Origin of the sequence: Nocardia sp. NPDC047038 (assembly GCF_040644075.1) — a bacterium.
In the GTDB taxonomy this organism is placed as follows: domain Bacteria; phylum Actinomycetota; class Actinomycetes; order Mycobacteriales; family Mycobacteriaceae; genus Nocardia; species Nocardia sichangensis.
In genome coordinates this window covers 111214-131613 of the sequence record NZ_JBEYVQ010000016.1, presented here as the reverse complement: position 1 = coordinate 131613, position 20400 = coordinate 111214, and the positions used below count along the sequence as shown (strand labels likewise).

14 protein-coding genes and 2 pseudogenes are annotated in these 20400 nt (G+C 63.5%); 12 read left to right on the top strand and 4 right to left on the bottom strand.

Annotation, left to right across the window (positions count from 1 at the left end; translation table 11 throughout):
- Positions 1-685: 685 nt before the first annotated feature.
- Both ABZ824_RS33385 and ABZ824_RS33380 read right to left on the bottom strand, forming a co-directional pair.
- Positions 686-1540: pseudogene (locus tag ABZ824_RS33385) on the bottom strand (DDE-type integrase/transposase/recombinase); the annotation flags it as partial.
- Between the two features lie 154 nt (positions 1541-1694).
- Positions 1695-2135 carry a transposase gene (locus ABZ824_RS33380; RefSeq protein WP_356968115.1) on the bottom strand — a complete coding sequence of 147 codons (441 nt, stop codon included), beginning with the start codon at positions 2133-2135 and terminating at the stop codon, positions 1695-1697.
- Positions 2136-2868: 733 nt separating this feature from the next.
- On the opposite strand from ABZ824_RS33380, the pseudogene ABZ824_RS33375 reads away from it, so the two are divergent.
- The 12 genes and pseudogenes from ABZ824_RS33375 to ABZ824_RS33320 all read left to right on the top strand — a co-directional run.
- Positions 2869-3426: pseudogene (locus tag ABZ824_RS33375) on the top strand (hypothetical protein); the annotation flags it as partial.
- 247 nt (positions 3427-3673) lie between these two features.
- Positions 3674-4081, top strand: coding sequence for a hypothetical protein (locus ABZ824_RS33370; protein ID WP_356968113.1), 408 nt, complete (start codon positions 3674-3676; stop codon positions 4079-4081).
- The gene (locus ABZ824_RS33365) at positions 4074-7370 is read left to right on the top strand and encodes a hypothetical protein (protein WP_356968112.1); all 3297 of its coding nucleotides are present in this window, start codon (positions 4074-4076) and stop codon (positions 7368-7370) included. The genes ABZ824_RS33370 and ABZ824_RS33365 overlap by 8 nt, the downstream gene beginning before the upstream one ends.
- Entirely contained in the window at positions 7354-10008 is a 2655-nt protein-coding gene (locus tag ABZ824_RS33360; protein ID WP_356968110.1) for a DUF3962 domain-containing protein, read from the top strand. The genes ABZ824_RS33365 and ABZ824_RS33360 overlap by 17 nt, the downstream gene beginning before the upstream one ends.
- A gap of 250 nt (positions 10009-10258) precedes the next feature.
- Entirely contained in the window at positions 10259-11770 is a 1512-nt protein-coding gene (locus ABZ824_RS33355) for a RelA/SpoT domain-containing protein (RefSeq protein ID WP_356968108.1), read from the top strand.
- Between the two features lie 261 nt (positions 11771-12031).
- A complete protein-coding gene (locus ABZ824_RS33350) occupies positions 12032-12346 on the top strand; it encodes a WXG100 family type VII secretion target (RefSeq protein ID WP_356968106.1) in 315 nt (104 codons plus the stop codon).
- A complete protein-coding gene (locus ABZ824_RS33345; protein WP_356968105.1) occupies positions 12347-12643 on the top strand; it encodes a WXG100 family type VII secretion target in 297 nt (98 codons plus the stop codon).
- Positions 12631-14028 (top strand): hypothetical protein, encoded by a 1398-nt coding sequence (locus tag ABZ824_RS33340; RefSeq protein WP_356968103.1) that lies wholly within the window; start codon positions 12631-12633, stop codon positions 14026-14028. Before ABZ824_RS33345 ends, ABZ824_RS33340 begins: the two co-directional genes overlap by 13 nt.
- Entirely contained in the window at positions 14025-14282 is a 258-nt protein-coding gene (locus ABZ824_RS33335) for a hypothetical protein (protein ID WP_356968101.1), read from the top strand. Before ABZ824_RS33340 ends, ABZ824_RS33335 begins: the two co-directional genes overlap by 4 nt.
- A 132-nt stretch (positions 14283-14414) precedes the next feature.
- Complete coding sequence (locus ABZ824_RS33330) at positions 14415-14846, top strand: hypothetical protein (RefSeq protein ID WP_356968099.1); 432 nt, start codon at positions 14415-14417, stop codon at positions 14844-14846.
- 166 nt (positions 14847-15012) lie between these two features.
- On the top strand, positions 15013-15951 hold the full coding sequence (locus tag ABZ824_RS33325; RefSeq protein WP_356968097.1) for a phosphotransferase: 939 nt from the start codon (positions 15013-15015) through the stop codon (positions 15949-15951).
- Positions 15952-16135: 184 nt separating this feature from the next.
- Positions 16136-16333 carry a hypothetical protein gene (locus ABZ824_RS33320; protein ID WP_356968095.1) on the top strand — a complete coding sequence of 66 codons (198 nt, stop codon included), beginning with the start codon at positions 16136-16138 and terminating at the stop codon, positions 16331-16333.
- A 540-nt stretch (positions 16334-16873) separates the two neighbouring features.
- On the opposite strand, the gene ABZ824_RS33315 is transcribed toward ABZ824_RS33320, so the two are convergent.
- The gene (locus ABZ824_RS33315) at positions 16874-18304 is read right to left on the bottom strand and encodes a hypothetical protein (protein WP_356968093.1); all 1431 of its coding nucleotides are present in this window, start codon (positions 18302-18304) and stop codon (positions 16874-16876) included.
- Complete coding sequence (locus ABZ824_RS33310; RefSeq protein WP_356968091.1) at positions 18301-19683, bottom strand: DUF4365 domain-containing protein; 1383 nt, start codon at positions 19681-19683, stop codon at positions 18301-18303. Before ABZ824_RS33310 ends, ABZ824_RS33315 begins: the two co-directional genes overlap by 4 nt.
- Between the last annotated feature and the right edge of the window lie 717 nt (positions 19684-20400).

Below are 20400 nucleotides of genomic sequence, written 5' to 3'. Positions count from 1 at the left end.
CCACCGAAGGAGGCCATCGGGTAGAACATCAACCAGGACCCACCACCTGCGGAATTCCGCGAGCGCGGGCACCGGGAATTACGTGAACGTCGACAGTACGGCCCGGACCGACCAACGGGGTCCCGTCAGTCCGACACCACGACCGGCAACACCGGCGCCGTTCCTCCGACACTGCCGCGACCGCATCGGGCGCAGCGTCGGGGGCCGTGGGCGGAGGACTCGTCGTCGTGGCCGGTCGCGATCGGGCCTGAGCTCGGCGAGTGTGGCTCGGGCGCGGCGTCGCGAGTGGCCGTGTTCGCCGGGGCACGGGTGCGGTATACCGCTGCGGCGCAGTGGATCTGGCGTTGCAGGCTTCGTATCCGGTTCTTACGTCATGGGTCGGCCACCATTGAAACTGATTGACAACCAAGGAGGAAGGTCTTCACTTCACGGGCACCTCCAGCTTCCCGAACCCGAGACTGACCCCTGTCGAGAAGCCGAGGGCTTACCATCCAAGCCTGGACCCCACCGCTCACAGAAGAGAGCGACTCCCCAATCCCATGGTCACAATCGAACGAGCACGCGCCCCGGGTCGTACAGCGCCCGATGCCATTTCACTACCGAGCACTCTGCCGACGCGATCGACACAAGCCCGTGCAAACCTCGCTCCACGACGGCCGGAACCTGTCAAACCATATGAGACCAGTCAGGCCACGAATTCTGTGTTGATGTTCTCCTTTGCGGGTTCGTTGATCCAGGCGGATGTAGGGAGTCTGGGTGGGATCGGAGGCCGCCCGAACCGGGCCGGGTTGGCGGCATAGGCGGTAGCGAGGATTGCGCCGCGTGCGGCGCGGATTGCGGTGGCGGTGCCGTCGTGAACCGTTGCGGGCGTGTGCAATCCGACCCCGGAATGCCGGTGATGGTCGTTGTAGTAGGTGAAGAACGCGTCGCAGAACCGCTGTGCTTCCCGGATCGATGCGAACCGTTGCGGGAACGCGGGGCAGTATTTGAGGGTTTTGAAATTCGCCTCCGAGTAGGGGTTGTCGTTCGACACATGCGGTCGCGAATGCGAGCGGGTGATGTTCAGGTCGATCAGCAGCTCCGACACCGGTTTGCTGGTCATCGGGCCGCCGTTGTCGGCATGGATGTAATCGGGCACGGTCCCGTTGTTCGCGGCGATCGCGTCGAGCTGGAATTGCTTGGCGATCCACCGGGATTCACCGGCCACGACCGTATGATGGATCGCCTTGCGGGAGAAGATGTCGAGCATCACCAGCAGCGTGTAGTAGACGCCCTTGAACGGTCCCGCCAATTTCGTTGCGTCCCAACTCCATACCTGATTCGGGCCGCGCGCCACCAGTTCGGGTTTCACCCGCGCCGGATGCGTCGCCTGGCGGCGGCGTTCGCGCACTTCACCGTGCGCGCGCAGCAGCCGGTACATCGTTGAGATCGAGCACAGGTACCGGCCCTCGTCGAGCAGGACCGCCCACACCTGCGCCGGGGACTTGTCGGCGAACCGGTCACTGCGCAACTCGGCCAGCACTGCGGCCTGCTCGGCCGCCGACAACGCGGCCGGATGCACCACCGGCCGCCGAGGAACCGACTTCGGCGGTTGCGGGTTGCGGTGGCGGTGCAGCGTGGCCTGGACTTGCCGGTCACCCGGCACGCGGCGGTGACTCCGACCAATGGCTCGAGCTCACCGACCGCGGCGTCGATCACTTCGATCGTTTCGTCTCGATACCCGCGCTCTCGGAGAGCATCTCCAAGAGCTCGTGCGCTTTTCCCATGACCTGCAACGCTTTTCGTGTCCGGTCCAGTTCTTGCTTGGTACGTTCCAGCTCCGCCGCAAGCTTGTCCGCCCGCCGGTCAGCCTCGGACTTGACGGGCCTGGGCCCAGTCGGTTTGGCGGACAAGGCGTTCAACGCGCCCGCATCACGAGCACGGGTCCACTCGATCACATGCGAGTGATACAAGCCCTCCCTGCGCAACAGCGCACCCCGAGCACCCGGCTCGGTCAACTGCTCATACTCGGCCACGATCGCCAGCTTGTACTCCGGCGTGAACGACCGCCGCTTCGACCGGCCACCACCGGCACCCTCGTTCTTCGCTGCCGCCACACCATCCTCAGCGGGCAGATCAGCCGCACCCATCGTCACCTTGCTCGTATCCCTGAACTCGCCCTACTCAGCTACAGAAAACATACATACCAATCGGTCTCGTTAAAGTCTGACAGGGAGGGGGCAGCTCGCACCACCGGATCGCTGCCGGCCGAATAGGGCGCACCACATCCTGGACAGCCTCCAGTGAGAACGTCACCGGCGCCCGACGGGTCCGGTCTCAGCCTTATGGCGGCCGCGACTTCCCCGGCGACCTGCGACCGATCGAGGAGCTGCTTGGCCAGCCTCCACGCGCTGTCGGTCGCGACAAGGACGATGTGGCAGAAAGTGCCAGCAGGATCGACTGGGAATACACCGGCAACAGACGTCATCTCGGCTGTACAGGACTTACATGGTGTGCGTATGCCGTAAGCACGCAACCATGTTCGTGGCCCGGTGTTGCTCGGGGGTTTGTCGATACGGACACTGGGAGGTGGTTGATCGGTGTGGTGATACTGCCCGGTGCGGCGGGACATATCCTCACACCGCCCGCACATCACGGTCCACGCACCGGGAGTCCCGCTCAACAGGCCCCGTTCGTCTGCCACCCTGACCGAGCACATGGCACACGGCTTGCCCCAGCGCGCTCGTCGACCAGTCCCTGCCATCCACTGCCCCCTTCGACCTGAACCTGTTCCGGTATCCATCCTGGCATGCGACGGACCTGCATGCCTGGTGTGAACCAAGCTGGGCAACACAGTTCAGGACTCAATTCCGCACTGTGGCAGCTAGAATGCTGAAGTTTCGTCGGGGTGGTTATCAGTTGAAGTCTGTTGGCCGGAATAGTTCTCAATTTTCGCGTATTCGACATCCGACTCTTGGGGGTTACATGATCGACGACCGAGGCGATGAGCAGTTGCTCCACTTGTTGGCATCCGGCGTTGCTGCTGCGCACAAGCAAATCTCGGCCGGCGCGACGCTCAAAGTGCCGTACCCCTACGCGCTGCAACGTGCTCTTGACCAGTTGACGCTGCGGCGCTTTTTGACTGAGGCAGGATCGGGCTCGGAAGGTGGACCCTCATGGGTTCCTGCCGGAGTTCCGGAGCTCTTGCGGTGGTGTGAACACCCGTTGGGCCGATGGCCGGTGCCGATCGGCGGTGAGGATGTCGCTGGCGATGTGCTCCTAGATCTGGGTGCGCCGACACGGATGTGTCATGAGTGGGCACTTTCTACGAGCGATGTCGAGGGCGAGGTGTTCGAGAATGCCATCGTCGCCGATGTCCGGCGCAAATGCCGGGCAGCAGGGCGGCAAGATTCCTATGTCGCTTTCCGGCGGCTGGTGATCAGCACCCCGGTCCTTACGGAGCTGGAGTTGCAGGAGCGGCTGATGTCTCCGGAGTTGCGGATCCTCGCTGAAGCAGTGAAGGAGTGCTACCCCTCTGCCCCGGCCGAGTGCCGGTTCAGCGACCGGGTCGTCCCATGCGCGGACTGCGGCAACCTACTGGTGCGATTCAGAGATGACGTGTGGTGCGTCAACGACCGGGTGCACACGACGATCCGCTCCTCGACAAGGAGAGGGTCTGCCGCTCGCTCAGGGTGTGCGCTGGCTCGCGGCACCCATCCGCACGTTCATCGCCGCACCAGGTCGCGCCGAGTTGAGACTCGAGCAAGACTTGTCCGCACTGGGTGTCAAGGTCGAGCTATGGCCGCGCTACGACACCTACGACCTGCGGATCGAATTCCCCGACGGGCATGTCTGGGCAGTCGATGTGAAGGACTGGTCCAACCCGGTCCAGCTTGCGAAGCAGTTGGGCCCCATACCTTCCGATCCGCCCTGGCATCGCGCGTTCTATATCCCGTCCCGCGAAGCTGTCGCGGAAACACCTGGCTACCTGAAGACACTTCGCGAACGCTCACGGACCGGTTTGCGGGGAACGGGCGTGACGATCGTGTCCGAACGCGGATTGGTGAACATGGCGAAGGAGAGGCTGGCGGCCGATGCGTGACCGGACTGCATGGCGAGCGACCCTGATGCGGCAGTTCCAGGGGTTGTGGGACAAAGATGAGCAGGGGATGGAACTCGGGGCCTTCCTTGATGTGGAACTTGGCATCACCCTGGTTCAGCGGGTGTGCCCGAACGAGCCGGTTACTGCTGCGCATGAGCTCCTGACCGGTTATCCGTTGCTCGAAGCGCTCGGGGTGCGTACCGATGAGGTGACGGCGAGCAGTATCGCCGTGGCCCGACACCTGTTGGGGCCGCTGCGTACCCGCCGCGATTGGGAAACGGGAATCCGGTCCTACCGATCGGTTGCGGAAGATCTCCGGGGCTACCAGATCGACAGCGACGGTTACGCAAGTGCGCGCTCGGTCAGTGTCGCCGACCGCCGCTTCTCCGACTACGACAGAGCTTTGGACTCTCCGCCGGTTCTGAGTCGGCAAACTATGCGGACCGCACCTGCCGGCCACTACGTGACAATCTCGCGGGGACGCCCGGTCTCGGTCGAGATTCCCGAGTCGCTGGCGCTGCTGCCGAAGCCTTCCGGCCATCAGCTAGCCGCGCGAGGGGATCGGAAGCCACTGACCTTCACGTGGGAAGAACTCGCCACAACTGCCGCGGTGCTCGACCAACGGGAGGAAGCTGCCAAGCTCGCTCATCGGGGGAACTGGGTTCGACTGTTCGCGCGGTTGCGGCTGCGAGTGCGTGAGCACGACGAATTCGTCGACTCCCAACAGCTGACTATCGCAGGGGTACTGCATCTGATCGGCATGGTTGGTGCGGGCAAGAGCACATTGATGAAGCTTCTGGCCGTCTGCGCGGCCGAACGCGGGCTGCAGGTCACACTGGTCGAAGGTGACGTGTTGTCCTGTCTGCGGACATCGGCCTGGCTTCGCTCAGTCGAAGTTTCGGCGGCGCCGATTGTCGGTGCTTCAGCGCAACATCGGCACATCAACAGGATGCACCAGGTACATGCCGCGAACGCTGCGGACGGGATGGCGTTGACCGGGTTCCCGCGCGATGCTGATCTGCTGTCCACCGCGTGCGGCCTTGACGCGCTGCGTCCGACTACCACGCCATGGGAATTTCAGGACGCGCCGTGCCGCGACAAACTCACCGAACCCGGCGAAGGCGATGCCACCAAGCGATTCGGCTGCCCGCTCTGGGGGAAGTGCCAGCGACACAGAACCAGCCGCGCAGCCGTCGACGCCTCGGTGTGGGTTGCCACTCCCGCGAGTCTGGTGTTCAGCCGAGTTCCGCAGGAGCTCAACCGTGAGCAGTTGCGCTATCTCGAATTGGTTTGGCGACGTGATGATCTGGTGATCGTCGATGAGGCCGACCGGGTGCAGGCGCAGCTCGACGAGATGTTCAGCCCCGACCAGACCCTCATCGGACACGACGACGCGTGGTTGGAACGGGTGATGGACCACACCGAACGCGAGCTCCGTACCCACGGTCGGGCGCAGTTCGGGGATCGGAAGGTGCGTGAGTGGGTGACAACGGTCAATGCCGCTCGCACAATTGCGAACCGGCTCTATGCGCTGCTACGTCGCGACCCGCTACCCCGCGGTACCAGCACGATGCTGAAATGGATCGGGAGAGACTGCTTCACCGAATGGACGTTGGCGGACAAACTTGTTCGCACCTGGACCGGCGACGACGCCTCGGACCCGAACGATGAGTCGTATACGACGGTGCGCACCGCGCTCGATCACTTCCTCCCGGACCCGTTGGGGCGGCGCGGGCGCGCACAGTCCGCGCTGACGACCGAGCTCGTCGAACTTGCCAGGGCTCTGGTAAATCTCGCCGACGAGGAGGAATGCGCTCGCCTCGCCACTCGATGGTTGCGCAACGCCACACTCCCCCGACCGGTAGCGGAGGCGGAGGTCGACGAGATGGCGTTGCGGCTCGAGTTCACCATGCTCTTGGCGGTGCTGTCCAACACGCTCAACTCCCTCCTCCGCGGTTGGCGAGCGGTCGATACTTCACTGAACTTCGATGCTGTCGGAGGACTGACATTTCAACGGCCGCCAGAGGACTACACCCCGGTCGTGCCTGCACCGCCCATGGGTGCCATTCTGGGCTACCAGTACCAGCGAGATCCGGAACATCAGGATCGCATGGGCACATTGCGCTTCTTCCGATGCGCTGGCGTCGGCCGATGGATCCTGCTCAACCTGCACCGGCTGTTCGCCCCGGACAGTTCCACCGGCCCGGCGGTGTTGCTGATGTCGGGAACGAGCTGGGCCGGTACCTCGCCGCGATACGACATACAGAAACCAGTCGGCGCCATACTGCAAGCCCCACGAGAAGAACTCCGCGCGGTAGACGAGAGCAGTTTCTTCCTCCACTCCGTCAGAGACGAGCACGGCAATGCCATCTCAGTATCGGGCCTGCGTGGACTACAACGACGTCTCGCTCTGCAGCGAATTCTGCGCGAGTTGGCCAGTCAGCAACGCCCAGATGATCCGAGCCGGTTCGAGAAGGAACTCGCCGGGTTACCACCGGAGCGTCGACGTATCCTGCTTCTCGTCGGAAGCTACCGGGAGGCCGAACAAGTCGCCCAGGACCTCACCGATATCCGCAGCGATTGGCGCGGGCAAGTGTTACATCTGGTGGCCGACCAGACAGAGTTCACCGGCTACTGGACACCCACACTGCGGCGTGGAGATGTCTCGCGCCTCGCTGACACCGAGGCTACCTTCCTTGTCGCCCCATTGCTGGCCATCGAACGCGGCCACAACATCTTGAACCCGGCCGGGAAGGCTGCGATCGGCTCCGCCTACTTCCTCATTCGGCCGCATCCGCGACCCGACGACATCACCTACCCCGTGCAGTCGATGAATCGCTGGGCTATCGAACGAATTGCCGAGTTGGGATCCGCCCGCCACCCCTACAGCGCGTCCGACTTGCACGGGCTGGGTCGAGAACTGCGCGCAGTCGGATATCGGCTCTGGCAAAGCAAGCTCACGATGCCTCTCGTCTACGGCTCACTCGATCTCACGACCGACCGGCCCGCGTTAGCGTGGACCCAGCTGGTCACGATCTGGCAGGTAATCGGACGACTCGTCCGCGGCGGTTGCGCAGCCAGAGTCCACTTTTGCGACGCCAAGTTCGCCCCCGACCCCCAAGACCCGCGCGCCAGCCTTCTTGTGGGCATGCACCGTGCACTCGACCAGTACCTCGGCACCGATGCCGCATGTACGCGGGCCGATCGCGAGCTCGCCGAATCCTTGTACGGACCATTCCACCGTGCGCTCGCACGAATCCCAGGAGTCACCGATGCCGAAATACACTGAGCTGCAACACACAGCGTTCGTGATACGTCCGCGGCAATTCCGTGAGCTGACCAGCGACTTCCATTCGATTCGCTTCCCACGTAGCTGGATCGCCCCCATCACTGATCTCATGCAGTCCAGTGACTCGCGCCGGAGATCGGTTCCCATCGCTTCGCTCAACCGCGCCATGCTCGCTCTCGTACCCGACATCGCCGCGATTGGACGGGGTGTCGGACGCCCCGACTATGCCGGGGATTGGATGTACAGCACCGCACCCACCTCCGAACGAAGCCTCGAACTGATCATGCGTGCCTGGCTGCAGACCGTCGTCTCGCCGAAACATGCCGACGAGGCGAGCCAACTATGGGAAAAGCTGCCGAAACACGACATCAAGTGGCAAACGGCAGACCTTAGCGTCCTCGATCACCTCGAACACCATAAGATCGCGGCGGACACACCCGCTGCGACCGAACATATCGCCACAACACCAAAAGTGCTTCGCCACCTCATCCCGGAATCCCTCGCGGCGGAACTGCTCCGGCGCAGCGACCGTCCAGACGGGTTTCCGGTAGGCTTCCGGCGCTGTCCCACCGGCGATGCGGGAAGCGTCGAGTTGATCAGCTGGCCCCCGCAAGAGGACATCGACAGGCGCAATCAGCGGTGGCCGTACTCCCACCGGATCCGGCTGAGTCTGCAGTACGTCCCTTTTCAACCCGATCCGAGAGTGCACATCAGCGTCGGCATCCGCCGATGGTGCCCCCGCACTCCGAAGACCAACGGCGACAGCGTGAATGCCTACATTCTATCGAAGGTCCCCTGGATAGATGGACTTCCGCAATCACGCAGTTTCCGCATCGCCCCGACACGCTGGCGGAGAAATCCCGGAGGTGACGGCTTCGGATGGCATCGAGAACTTCACCATCTCTTCGACAACATCACCTTCGACAACATTCCGATCGACCCATACAAACTCGGGGCCGATCCATTGACCTACCTCAACGCCGGCGACGACGACCTGGCCGCGGCCCTCGTCTACAACACACGCGCCGGCTACGACCACCACATCGGGCCGGGCGCGACCGCACGAGACCGCGACCGCATCAAGGACTGGATTGCCGATGCGCTCGGCGACATCATCGCACTGGTTCCCGCGCTCCAGCCCGTACCGATCACCCTTCCCGCCATCGCTGATCCCGCGCCCGCCGAGGTACGCCAACGGATCGCGAAAGCTACGAACGGACAGCCACTGACGGTCGAAATCCACTGGGACACCGCATCCATCCGAGATGCCGCAATCAAAGCCGTAGTCGACGACCTCGGACTGGAATCGCTATCAGATGGAGCAACACCGCAAATAAATTGGGTCACGGAAGAACTCGCCGTCGAGATTCGTACCCGGGAAATCGGTTCCCTAGCTGCACCGTTGGAGGTCGACTCATCGATTCGTGACACCGCAACCCGCAATCGCAGAGCCGCACAACCGCGAGAACAGGCGGTGTCCGACCAGCTCGGCAACACACCCAGCGCGCTAGTCTTCATCGAGCTCCGGAACCGAGACGCTTTCAAACAGCCAGGCAGTGATCCCAAAGCCGCACTACGGGTCGGATTCGCACGATCGGGTCGCTTGACCCAGTTCATGACCCCGGAGAAAGTACCGCCGACCGACGAAAAGGCCTTGGACAAATACCACAAAGCTCTCGATGCGAAAGCAAAGCTGTCATGGCGAGACCTTCGCCGGCAACTCGTAGGCAGCCTCCGCCCCGTCCGCTCCACGGTGAACAAGCTGACCTTGCCGCACCCGATGGACACCGTTGCGATCTACATGCTCCGCCGCAACGCCACCGACCACAGCTGGGGACGGCGCCAGCAACTGCCCGTCGCGATTTGGACCAGCTCCGACAACCCTGCCGTATGGGGACGCACCCTCGGCGGCCCATGGGAGCTCTACCCGGATCTGCTCCGCAGACTCGCCACCGGCAGCGCCTTCCGCATACCCGAAGTCGACGAGAAACAGGTGCAACGATTCGTCCTCGACGAAGTCATCGCCACCCTGCACACCGACCAACCGACACTGCTGCTGACCTGGTCCCAAAACATTCGCCTGGACTGGCAGAACCTACAGATCAGCAAGACACTGATCGACCGCCTCGTAGTGGGCGATACCCCCGCCCAGCACCTGGCGCCCCAGTTGCGTCACGTCATGCTCCGTACCGCCGATGGGGACGAGACCCCGCAAGTGTATGGAGAGGCAGGCGATGTGGTCGGCCTGCCCTCGGGGCTCTTCCGCTACCCGGGCTCGAACCGTGTATTCGCCAGCTTCGCGTCGAAACCCGGTTCGGCTAAGACTCTCGCCCGGCCTATGGGGACCAGAGCAGACGACATCCTCGATCCAGAAGGCCGATCGCTGCTTGATACCAGACGTTCTGCATTCAACCCTCAATGTGTCGAACTAACAGTCATGCGACAACACCCCGACGACGACCCAACCGTATGGGCCGCAGCAGCACACGCACAGCGACGACTCGCGGACACATACGGCGACACTCTGCTACTTCCGTGGCCACTCCACTTGGCGAAGAAGGCCACAGAGTATGCCATTCCCGACCTCGCAGAAGAGACCTTCTCCGACGAGACCGACCACCCAGAGGATGCGGCATAATTCGAGCCGTCGAGCCTGTCAACCCAGTCGGCCGAGGAGGCGGGCATCGACCGTCCTACGAGGCGGTCACCAACGATGAGCACGTGTCGTGGTGTCGTGCCCGCATCCCGGTGGCATTCTTACACGCCACAGCATGAGGTGGCGATCGGCCTGACTGACCGGACCGAGGGCGCAGGTCACAGGAGCAGCGGCCTCGCCAAGAGCACATTCGTGTGCTGAAACTTGATCGTTCAGCTGGCACGATTGAGCGGTGACTGGAACCACGGTGCACGACGTGTTCGCGATCCCTGACGACTCCCACCATGCACGGGTCCCGAAATATCTATGGGAGTATGCCCACGATCATGCCAATCTGGCAGAAGCTGCCGATGAGCTGCAGCGCTTCCTTGCGGACGTAGCCAACGAAGCGTCCATCACAGTCCACACAATTCAGGCGCGTGCCAAGAGCTTGGGGTCCTACCAAGACAAGTCCTTGAAGAAGCTCGATGACGGAACAGCGAAGTACCCCGACCCGAAGGACCCGGAGACGGGAATCCAGGACTGCATCGCCGCGCGGGTGATCCTGTACACCTCGCAGGCCCGGGACGACTTCGCTGACCAAATTACTCGGCGAGCTGTCGCCGGTGACCCGTTCAACCCGGGAGAAGAGAAGCACAACGGGTACGACAGCATTCACGTCATCGTCAAGGAAATTACCAATGACATACTAAAGACACGCTATAAATCTCTCGCCAAATACCTTGAAGCATATCCGGGTCTGGAGATTCAGCTCCGAAGTGTCGCAGCTCACGCCTGGGCGGAGTACGAGCACGACATCCGATACAAATCCCCCGCATACCAGGCGTTATCGAAGAACGACCGCGAGCAAGTGGACCAGTACTTCGTCGAAGCAGGCGGCATGCGGCGGTTCATGGATGAGTTATTCGACCGGATCGACGGGCTCATGGCGAAAGGAGATGACAGCACATCTCCCGTAGATCCCGATCAACTGACCGACGACGTCGGTTACTCCAAGGGCGAAGCTAGCGACGACCACGAACTCACCGTCGATACACTTCGCGGCTTGATCGAGGAGCGTTTCCCGAAGAACGACGTCGGCGAGAGCGCCGCGGTCATGGAGCTGATCTCGAACCTCGACCCCCTAGGCGTCCATTCAATCGGACGCTTGAGCTCGACACTCGCGCAGATTGAATCCGACGATGTATTCAGTCTCATGGAGTACCCAGTCACACCGACCGGCGCGCGTCGACTCGACGACGAACTACTCACAGCATTTACCGAGCGCTATGTGGAGAATGCAGCTAACGATGACCGCCAACAACTCCTTAGGCTCCGGTTGCGCAAAGTCCGAGGCAAATATGCCATCTACTCCATCCACGACGGTGGAACATCTCGGCCTGCTGTACCTGCGGCACGCGCAGTGCGGGATCTCGCCCAGATGGTTGCAACCACTTATGGCATAGACGCGGCGCTCATTGATGGTGCAATCGCACGCGACGCCGAGGAGCTGAAAAAGGCCGCAAAACCGGGCGCTGTGTCTACACCCGCCGGCGACCTTCAGGTCGCAACCAACCTCGCCCGTCCCTGGGCTGAGGAGATCCTGAAGGTACTGATGGAACGTGCGACCGGGTCCGGTTGGAGCGTGACACGGGCAGGGGACGTACTCGTCGAGGCACCCCCAGCCGTGGTTCCTGACGAGCCAGCGACGGATGATACACCTGCCGCTGAGATCACTGAGCCGCACCGCAACGACGACACGTAACGCTACTTACCGAGAGTCGCGGCGGATCCTCAGCCCAAACACCATCCGAGACGAGGCGGGAAACGCACTCGTTTACGAGCCTGGGGAGTAGTCCGCCTTCATCCGACCGAATTTCTGGCATCAGATGCTCGGGAGTGGTCGCCGCAGCACGCGCGATGGTGCCAGCCGGTGGATAACGAGTGCCCTGTAGCCGTCCGAGAGAGTATATGAGACTGTAGATTTCGGTTGGCGCGGCTGATCGACGTGGTGAGGGGAGGGCGAGTGACCGATCGTGTGGATGTTGATCCGGCCGAGGTGCACGCCACCGCTGGCTGGCTGGAGGCCTCGGCGCGGGAGTTCACCGACGAGCTCAATCGCTTGATGAAGCAGGTGCGGTCGTTCGTCGGCGGTGATTGGCAGGGCCTGGCGGCCGGATCCCATCACGACGCGTGGGCCGAGTGGGAAGACGGCGCCCGTCAGGTGATCGCTGGCCTGGAACATGATGCGGCTGCGCTGCATGCAGCAGCAGACGGTTTCTCGACCACCGATCGGGGTAACGCCGACTCGATCGGCGCGGTCGATCCCGGGGTGGCGTAGGTGGACAGCAGCGATTACCGCGTCGATCTGGCCGGAATGCAGGCCCTGGTCGATCAGGCCGATGATCTGGAGAAGCGGATCGATGATCGGCTACGCGATATCCAGTCCCGCATCGCCGATCTGCACATCAACTGGACCGGCCGGGTCGCCGACGCGCACCACGCCGCCGCCACGGAGTGGGCCAGTGGTGCGGCAGATATGAACGCCGCTCTCGGGGAACTTCGGCAAGCACTGGGGCGGGCGCGATCGGTCTATCACAGTGTGGGCCAGACGAATGCCGGGATGTGGCCGCGGTGACGGCACCGACCGTCCCGGTGATTGTTCACCGCGCTGATGAATACCATTCTGCTGGCGAGGTTTTCGGTCAGATGTCGACCGACATGGTGACCACGCACTCATCGCTTGTCGCGGTGTTGACCGCGTCTGCGGGAATGGCCGGCAGCGACAGCGTCGGCGGGCAGTGGGCAGCCGGCTACGACGAAGCCGCCCAACTCGCGATCTCGACGTCGTCGAAACTGGCGACCTCGTGCGGTCAGATCCGAGACTTGATCGTCGTCGGTGCTCACAATCATCAGGTGGCCGAAGCCGCGGCTGCTCACCGTGACCTCCCGCCGCCACCAGTGCCGTCGCTGTCGGTGGACCCGTGTCTGCCCGAGAGCGCTCCTTCTGCGGCGGGCGACGGGATTCCGGAGCCGTTCGGGTGGTCGTTCATCAAGGATGCCGTCGGCTTCGGGTGGCCGAACGGGCACCAAGACCAACTGAACGCGGCCAAGACCGCCTGGCATACCGCTGCCGCCGACTTCCGCACGGTCGCCGGGCAAGTCCCCCACGCTGTCGACATGCTCACCAATCAGCTGTCGCCCGAGATCGACATCGCGGTGACCACCTGTCGAGCGCGGCAATCAGATCTCCACACGTTGGCCGACACATGCCAGACCCTCGGGGATGCCTGCGGCGAGTACGCACACTACCTCGACGAAGCCCACCACCAGATCCTCGACGAACTCGAAGCTCTCGCCATCGAGACGGTCGCCGCCGAGGCAGCATTCGCAGTCCTCGCACCTTTCACCGCGACCGTGTCCGAATGGGTAGGCAACGCCGCCTTGGCCGGGCGAATCGCTGTGAAGGCCCGGCGTATCTCAACGATCATCGGCGAGCTCTCAGCGAGGGTGGCGAAAATCGTCACCAACACCGTCCGGCCCCTCGTCGAGCGGCTGAAAACTCTCTTCGAGAAGATCCGGCTCTGGGTGGAAGCGGCGAGAACCAAGTTCCTCGGTCGCGGCCGACCCGCTGCTTTGTACTCACGCTCCGGCGCCCTGTCGAACCGAGAAGTCCTCGAAGGCAATGTCGGACTACCCAGAACCATGGAAACGATCGAATACTACGCAAGACTGGCCGGTGTAGACCTCCGCGGCACCAAACTGGAAATCCTCGATGACGCCGACACAATCTCCTACCTGGACTTCCAAGGAGCTATCGCCAGAACCGACTCCCTCGGTGTACAGCTCGGACCGGCAGCGTTCCAGGACGCGGAAACGCTTGTCCGCACGCTGGCACACGAGAGCGTGCACGTCCGGCAATACGCGGACGGTAGCATCAGCTCGATGACCAGCGCGCTGGAACAAGAAGCCTACGCAGCCGAGGACGCATTCGTCGCTACCTGGCGGAGGAACACACAATGACCGAATCGCGCTTGATCGTCGAAAGAGTCGACTTCCTTCCCACGCGCGCGCAATGGGTATTCGTCACCGGCACGCTGTCTGGCGACCCCGTCCATATCGGTGACACGGTGGCCGTCGAAGACGCTGACCAGCGAACCGTCACCACCATCAAGTCCATCGAAATCCACAGTCCGCCAGGCAAGACGACGATCGCGCTGGACGTCGCTCTTCGGCCGCTGATCACCGCGGGCACGGTGATCAGCCGTCAGGGATGAATATGGTGAGCGAGCAATTGTCACCCGCCCTGCCGGGCACGGACTTCCTCGTCGCCGCCAAGGTTTCGTTGTACGCCAAACCGAATGACCTATCTATTCGCCGCAGGTAGCCCAAGGAACCGACTCACAGCCATGACCAACCTCCAGGAATGGGAGCAGCGGCTCCAGCAAGACCTCGCCCAGATCCGCCGCAACGGCCAGCAACTCGCCAAGCAGGCAGCCGGCCTCCGGGGCCGCGGCGAAGTCCGCGGAGTCCTGATCGAAGTCGACACCACAGGCGAGATCACCGACCTGAAGATCGCACCCGGCGCCATGAAATGGACCAGCACCCAGCTCACCAGCGCCCTGCTCGACTGCCACCGCAAAGCCCGCATCGAAGTGCGAGCCAAAGCCGAACGCCTCCTGCAGAAAGCCGATCCCCGCATCCGCGGCCAGGCCAAACTCCTCGAAACCGCACCAATACCCACAGGCCGGCGAAGCAGGCCGACCAGCGAAGCCGACGTCCAGGCCGCCGACGATGCGTACTTCGAACGCCGAAACCTGTACGGCGGCTGGACCGACTGATTTCGAGCCCCACCACCTTTGCCGCCGCGCGTGTTCGGCCCAAGCTGCCTCTGCCGGTGTTCAGGGCGAGCGCCCCTCGCGAAACCGGCGGGCCCCGGACATAGTCCAGGCGCCTGCCTCGAATAAATGACTGGAGGTCCGTGGCGTTCCAACCGATGATCGTGCAATGGCCGGTAGTGAAGGCACCGCGAGTCGGATCGAGTGGCATGAGTTGCCGCAGCCGGTATGCGCCGGGATCGAGGCCCGCCTCGGCGCGCCGGTGCGATCGGCGGTCACACAGACGGGCGGGTACAGCCACGGCGCGGCCGTGCGGCTGCTGTTGAACGACGGCCGCAGAGCGTTCGCCAAGGTGATCAACCGTGATGACAAACTGTGCGGGATGTACCAGACCGAGGCACGCACCGCAGCGCGGCTACCGCCCACGGTCCCGACACCGGCGGTCCAGTTCACCGCCGAGCTCGCCGGGTGGTTCGTCATGGTATTCGACGACGTCGACGGCCGCCATCCACGTCTCGATCAGCCGGCCGAGCTGGATGCGGTGCTCACGGCAGTGGAGCAGTTGGCGAACGTGCTGACGCCCAGCCCGATCCCCGATGTACCCACGATGGCCGACAGCTACGGACCGGAGCTGAACTGCTGGCGGCACTTCGCCGAGCACGGGCCGCCCGTCGACCTCGACAGCTGGTCGCTGCGCAATCTGGATCGGCTGGCCGAGTTGGAATCGACCTGGGCCGAACCCACAGGCGGCGTGACCCTGCTGCACACAGATCTGCGGCCGGACAACATGCTCCTTCGCCCCGACGGCACAGTCGTGGTGATCGACTGGGCCTGGCCCTGCGTCGGCGCCGCCTGGCTCGAACTCGTGTCGCTGGCACCCTCGATCGCCGCCAGCGGAATCGACCCCGACCCCATCCTTGCTACCCATCCGCTGACCCGCACAACCGACTCCGCCGCCGTCGATGCCTTTCTCTGTGCACTGGTCGGCTACTGGGCACACAACAGCCGCATGCCCCCACCGCCACATTCGCCGAAACTGCGCCGTCGCCAAGCATGTTCGGCGCAAGTGTCGGGAGAATGGCTGCGTCGACGACTTGCATGGCCGTAGCCGCCACACGACTCTATCGGTGATGATTCTCTGATTCGCTATAGCATCGGAGACCAATGCCAGCAGGGGCCGAGGCTAGTGGTCGATGTGCCAGCCGAGGCGGTTCATCCGCTCGAAGATCACTCCACAGGGTTTGGTAGCTTGGCGCGGTAACTCCTACTCGACACCAGGGATGTCTGGCGCGATGGTGACCGTGATTCATCGGCTCGGCAGCGAGATCGTCGAGCTGGCAACACCGTCCGGCGCCCTGGCCGCCGCGCATCTGCGCGCACCCGATTGCGCTGGGCGAGTCGTTCGCGACGAGGGACACGTGATCGCGCTGGAACGGTCGGCGCTCGCCGCATTCGACACCGCCCGGCCCTGCAACCACCGGCTCGCATAATCCCGCCCAGAAGGTGGTGATCGATCTTGCCGTTTATGCGGCCACCGCCGCGCAGCTTTCCGTTGCACCGCAATCTGATGCGCCTGAACAACAGTGAGGAAGACCATCCGTTGAACAAATCCACCCCGCAGATGAGCGAGACACGCCGCTATCAGCAATAGCGTGCTCACCTGTCGTATGTAAAACTCGGCGACGCCGCCGAAGCGTTGCCTCGCGTCCTCGACGCCGCTACGACATCCTCGGCTGGTCCGATTGGCAGTTGCTCCGCGATATCGCCGAACTGCACTCGATCGCGTCCTACATCCGCCTGGCTCCGCACAAGCCAGCTGCGGCCGAACAGCTGGCAGTGCGGATGTGGTCGCTCCAAACCGGCCAGCGGCAAGTCTTGTGGCGATCGGTTGCTTGACGCGCGTCGATCTGCACAAATTGGCTTACTCTCCCCAACCGTCCGGCTCGTCACTGCAGACGACGTGGCCGCCATCTTTCCATCAACGTAACGACAAATGGCTGCTCAGACCTTGTCGTAGCCCAGGTGAAAGCTCACATGTAAAAGGCGTACCGCCCCTGCGGACGATCCTGCGGGCTGAGATGGCGCAGGATTTGACCGACCCGGTCCGCTGTGCGCAAGGTGATCGGCTGCCGCCCATCGAGCTGGGTCTGGTTCCAGTTCATCTTGGTCAGAGCAAGCAACTCCTCGGCCAAGTGCTCGGGACTGGACTCGGTCTCGATCATGCGAAACGGCAGCGGGGTCGGGATGTACATGCCGGGGTAGGTGCCGTAGAAGGGGACGCTGCCGCGGGTGTAAAGGACGTGCTGGCGGGCGTCGAGGCTGAACAGGGTGCCCCGCAGGGGCGGGTGCGCGGCGGGGCGAAACAGCCGCACGGGGTCATGAGCGGGGAACCAGAGCAGCTCCACGGTGTCGATGTCGGCGGCATCGGCCGCAGCACGGAAGCCGTTGATCTCTTCCGGTGTGTAGGAGGAGGTTTTGTGCAGCACGACGCGAGCGGGAAGGTGGCGGTGTTCCTTGCGGTAGCGGCCGAGCGCATCGGTGAGGAGGGCGTGAGCGTCGCCTTCGGTGAGGTGGGGTTGTTTGTCATGGTGCGACACCTTGGCGGGGGCTCCTCGGACGATGACGCCGTCGCCGCGCTGGTTGAACACCTGGGCGACGCTGGTCTCGAGGGTGGTGTGGTCACCGCTGCGGTAGAAGGTGACGCCGACGTAGCAGCTGTCGAGGTCGGTGGATTCGCGCGGCAGGCGCCAGGGCACGCCGCCGGCCTTGTAGTAGAGAGCGGTGTGCAGGTTCCATGCCCGCGTGGCCAGGTCCTGGAGACGGGGCTTGTCCCCACCTGGCGGAGTGAAGCTCGGATCCCATGTACTACGGCGGATGATCTGGATGGGGCGGCTGTAGCGCATGGCCACGGCCTTGAGTACGGCGCGGAAGTCGTCGACCGGCTCTGCGGGCCGAGCCTTTTTCCAGGGGGCATCTGGGTCGACCTGTGCTGCGGGGCGTTCTGGGAGTTGTTCGGGTCGAGCGATGAGGACAACATCGCAGCCGGGCTCCTCGTCGAGCACTTCGAGTTCGGCGGCGTACAGCTCCACAGCGGCCTTGACGGCGGCCTGCGGTGCGAGGTCGGTCAACCGCTGGAGGTCGCGATCGCGGATCGGTCGCTCCAAGCGCGAGTCCCACACCAGCGTGGAGCGGAATCCGGCACTGGTGTCGAAGCCAGGGAACGGCACAAACAGTCTTCCGAGTCGGCTGTCTTTGGCGGCGATGGGCTGACGGCAGTTGTCCAGCCAGCGCCGCAGGCCCTGAATGGATGACGGGGTGCCCACGATGCCGACCCGGATCGTGCGCACGGCCGTGTTCGTGGCGTCGGCGGGTCCGTAGTCGGTGATGCCGTGGCGCGGGTCGATGTGGCGGGCGCCGCCGCTGAACTCCAGCGGGGGTTCGTCAAGGACGGTCAGCTTCACGGTTCCACCTCGAACAAGGCCAGTTCATCGTTGATCGGCTCATCAGGTTCGTGAGCACCGTCGGCGTCGTCCGCGGTGCCGGGGTCGTTCTTTCGCGGATCGGCCTGCCAGGCGGCGTCGTCAATGGCACGGTCGGAGGTGTAGGTCACCAGGTCGCCGTAGGTGAGTATGGTTTCGCGAGGGTCGAGGACTCCGTCTTCGCCGTGGAGGTAGGTGGCCCACATAAGGGTCTGGCCGTGAACGGCGGGGTTCTTGTCGAGTCGCTTGATGCCGGCGAGGTGCTCAGACATGAACAGCGAGTCGCGATACCCATCACGGGTGTAGTGGTAAGTCGGGGTCAAGGCGCAGTACCACTGGCCGTCTAGCGGCATGAATTGCCATTCCAGGGCGACGTGCTTGTAGTAGCCGACCTGGTCGGGTTTGTTCTTCTTGAACTTCGGGTGGAACACCAGCCGTTGCCGTCCGCTTGCTCCTCGGATGTGGCGCGGCTTCAAGTCGGAGGTCGGGCGGAAGTAGACGATCTTGCGTCCGCCGTGCCAGGCGCAGTCGATGCTCACGTCGCGCTGCAGCGCGTAATTGAGCAGTTGCACGAGCCAGCGCTGTCGCATCGGGTCGGAGTTCCACGACGCTGTTTCCACGGCGTCAGTAGGACCGTTGGCGACGTGGCGCAGGGCGGTCTCCTCCACTGGCATCCAGCTGTAGATCTGTCCACCTCGCAGGATGAAGTCGCGCCGCACATCAGGGTCATCGCTCTCGCGCTGTCGACTGATGACCTCCCGCGGGTCGGTGTACTTCGTGGGAGCCGCGTAGAGGAGGGCGGGGACGGCGACCGGCAGGAGGTTGGTGGTCAGTACCTCCTCGCGGTGCTCCGCGACTGCGACATGAGCACGTCCGTGCGGGTCGGCGAGGTTGAGTAGCCGGTGCGCCGCGTTCTGGTCGAAGCGCTGGGTGCCTTTGTCGAAATCGATCCGGCCGGAAGCGCGGTGATTGGCGTCGGCGAACCAGCTTTGGATGTGCATCCACCATGCTTCGCCGGTCTGCGGGTGAGCGCAGACCAACAGGACCGGGTTGTCGGCACTCATCCAGTAGTCCACGTCGGCCTGTTTGCACAGGTAGTGGAAGCCACGTTCGTTCTCGCCGGGAAAGGGGCGATCACTCGCCTTGCTCTGCACGAAGATCACCCTGTTGGCAACCTCGCCGGTCGACGGGTCGCGCAGCTCGATCTCCCCGTCGATTCCAGCGTCGAGGGTTCCGGCCCGCTCGTGCCACACGAAGCCCATCTTGTTGACCATCTGGTGAATGAGCGCAATACCGCTGTCACCGATGTGCGAACCCACACCGATCTTCTTCATGCGCACCTCACCGGGGCCGGGCTGCATGTCCCATGCCTCCGGCCGGAACTACCTGTCGCAGCGTGACCGACCATCTGCGCGACTCCCTTCGCGATGACCATGCACGCTACGCCGAGGGTCCGACAAAACGAGGCAAACAGCTGCAGCGAGCCGTCGGATCAGGTGCACAGCGTGTCCGGTCCCGGCGGGTGCGCAGAGGCCGAGCAGCATGTAAGCCGTGGGCGGTTCCGTCACGCTCCGTCCACCGCCTAGCGACTCACTCGGACGGTTGGAGCCCGAAGCGGCCCTCGACCATTAGGCTGCCGCGATAAATCCGCTGGTCAGCCCTGTGCCCATCCTTGGTACTCCCGCCCGAGGGCACATCGAACGTGGGAACGCCAGCGGTGCTGGGCGTGTGGTGTCGCTGGCGTTTCCTTGTGATGACAGTCTTGGCGGTGCGTTGCGCGTCTGCCAGGGTCAAGCCCGAGAGGGTGATGCGGTAGGTCGCTCGGTGCTGGAGCTTGTTGTAGCGGATTTCGAGTCGTAGGGCACGCCGTGAAGGAGATCGCTACAGACCGAGTGCTCGACCCAGCATCTCAGGGCTCGCAGCCTGCCGAACATCCGCACCGATGACCGGGTCGCTCTTGTCGCGCTGTGTATGGTGGCCAGCTCTGCATGGAGACTTTGAAGATTCGAATACAGTCGAGGACAGAACCGGACGGTTTTCCTTAAAGTGCAGGGTTCCGTGGCTCGACACCGCGAGAA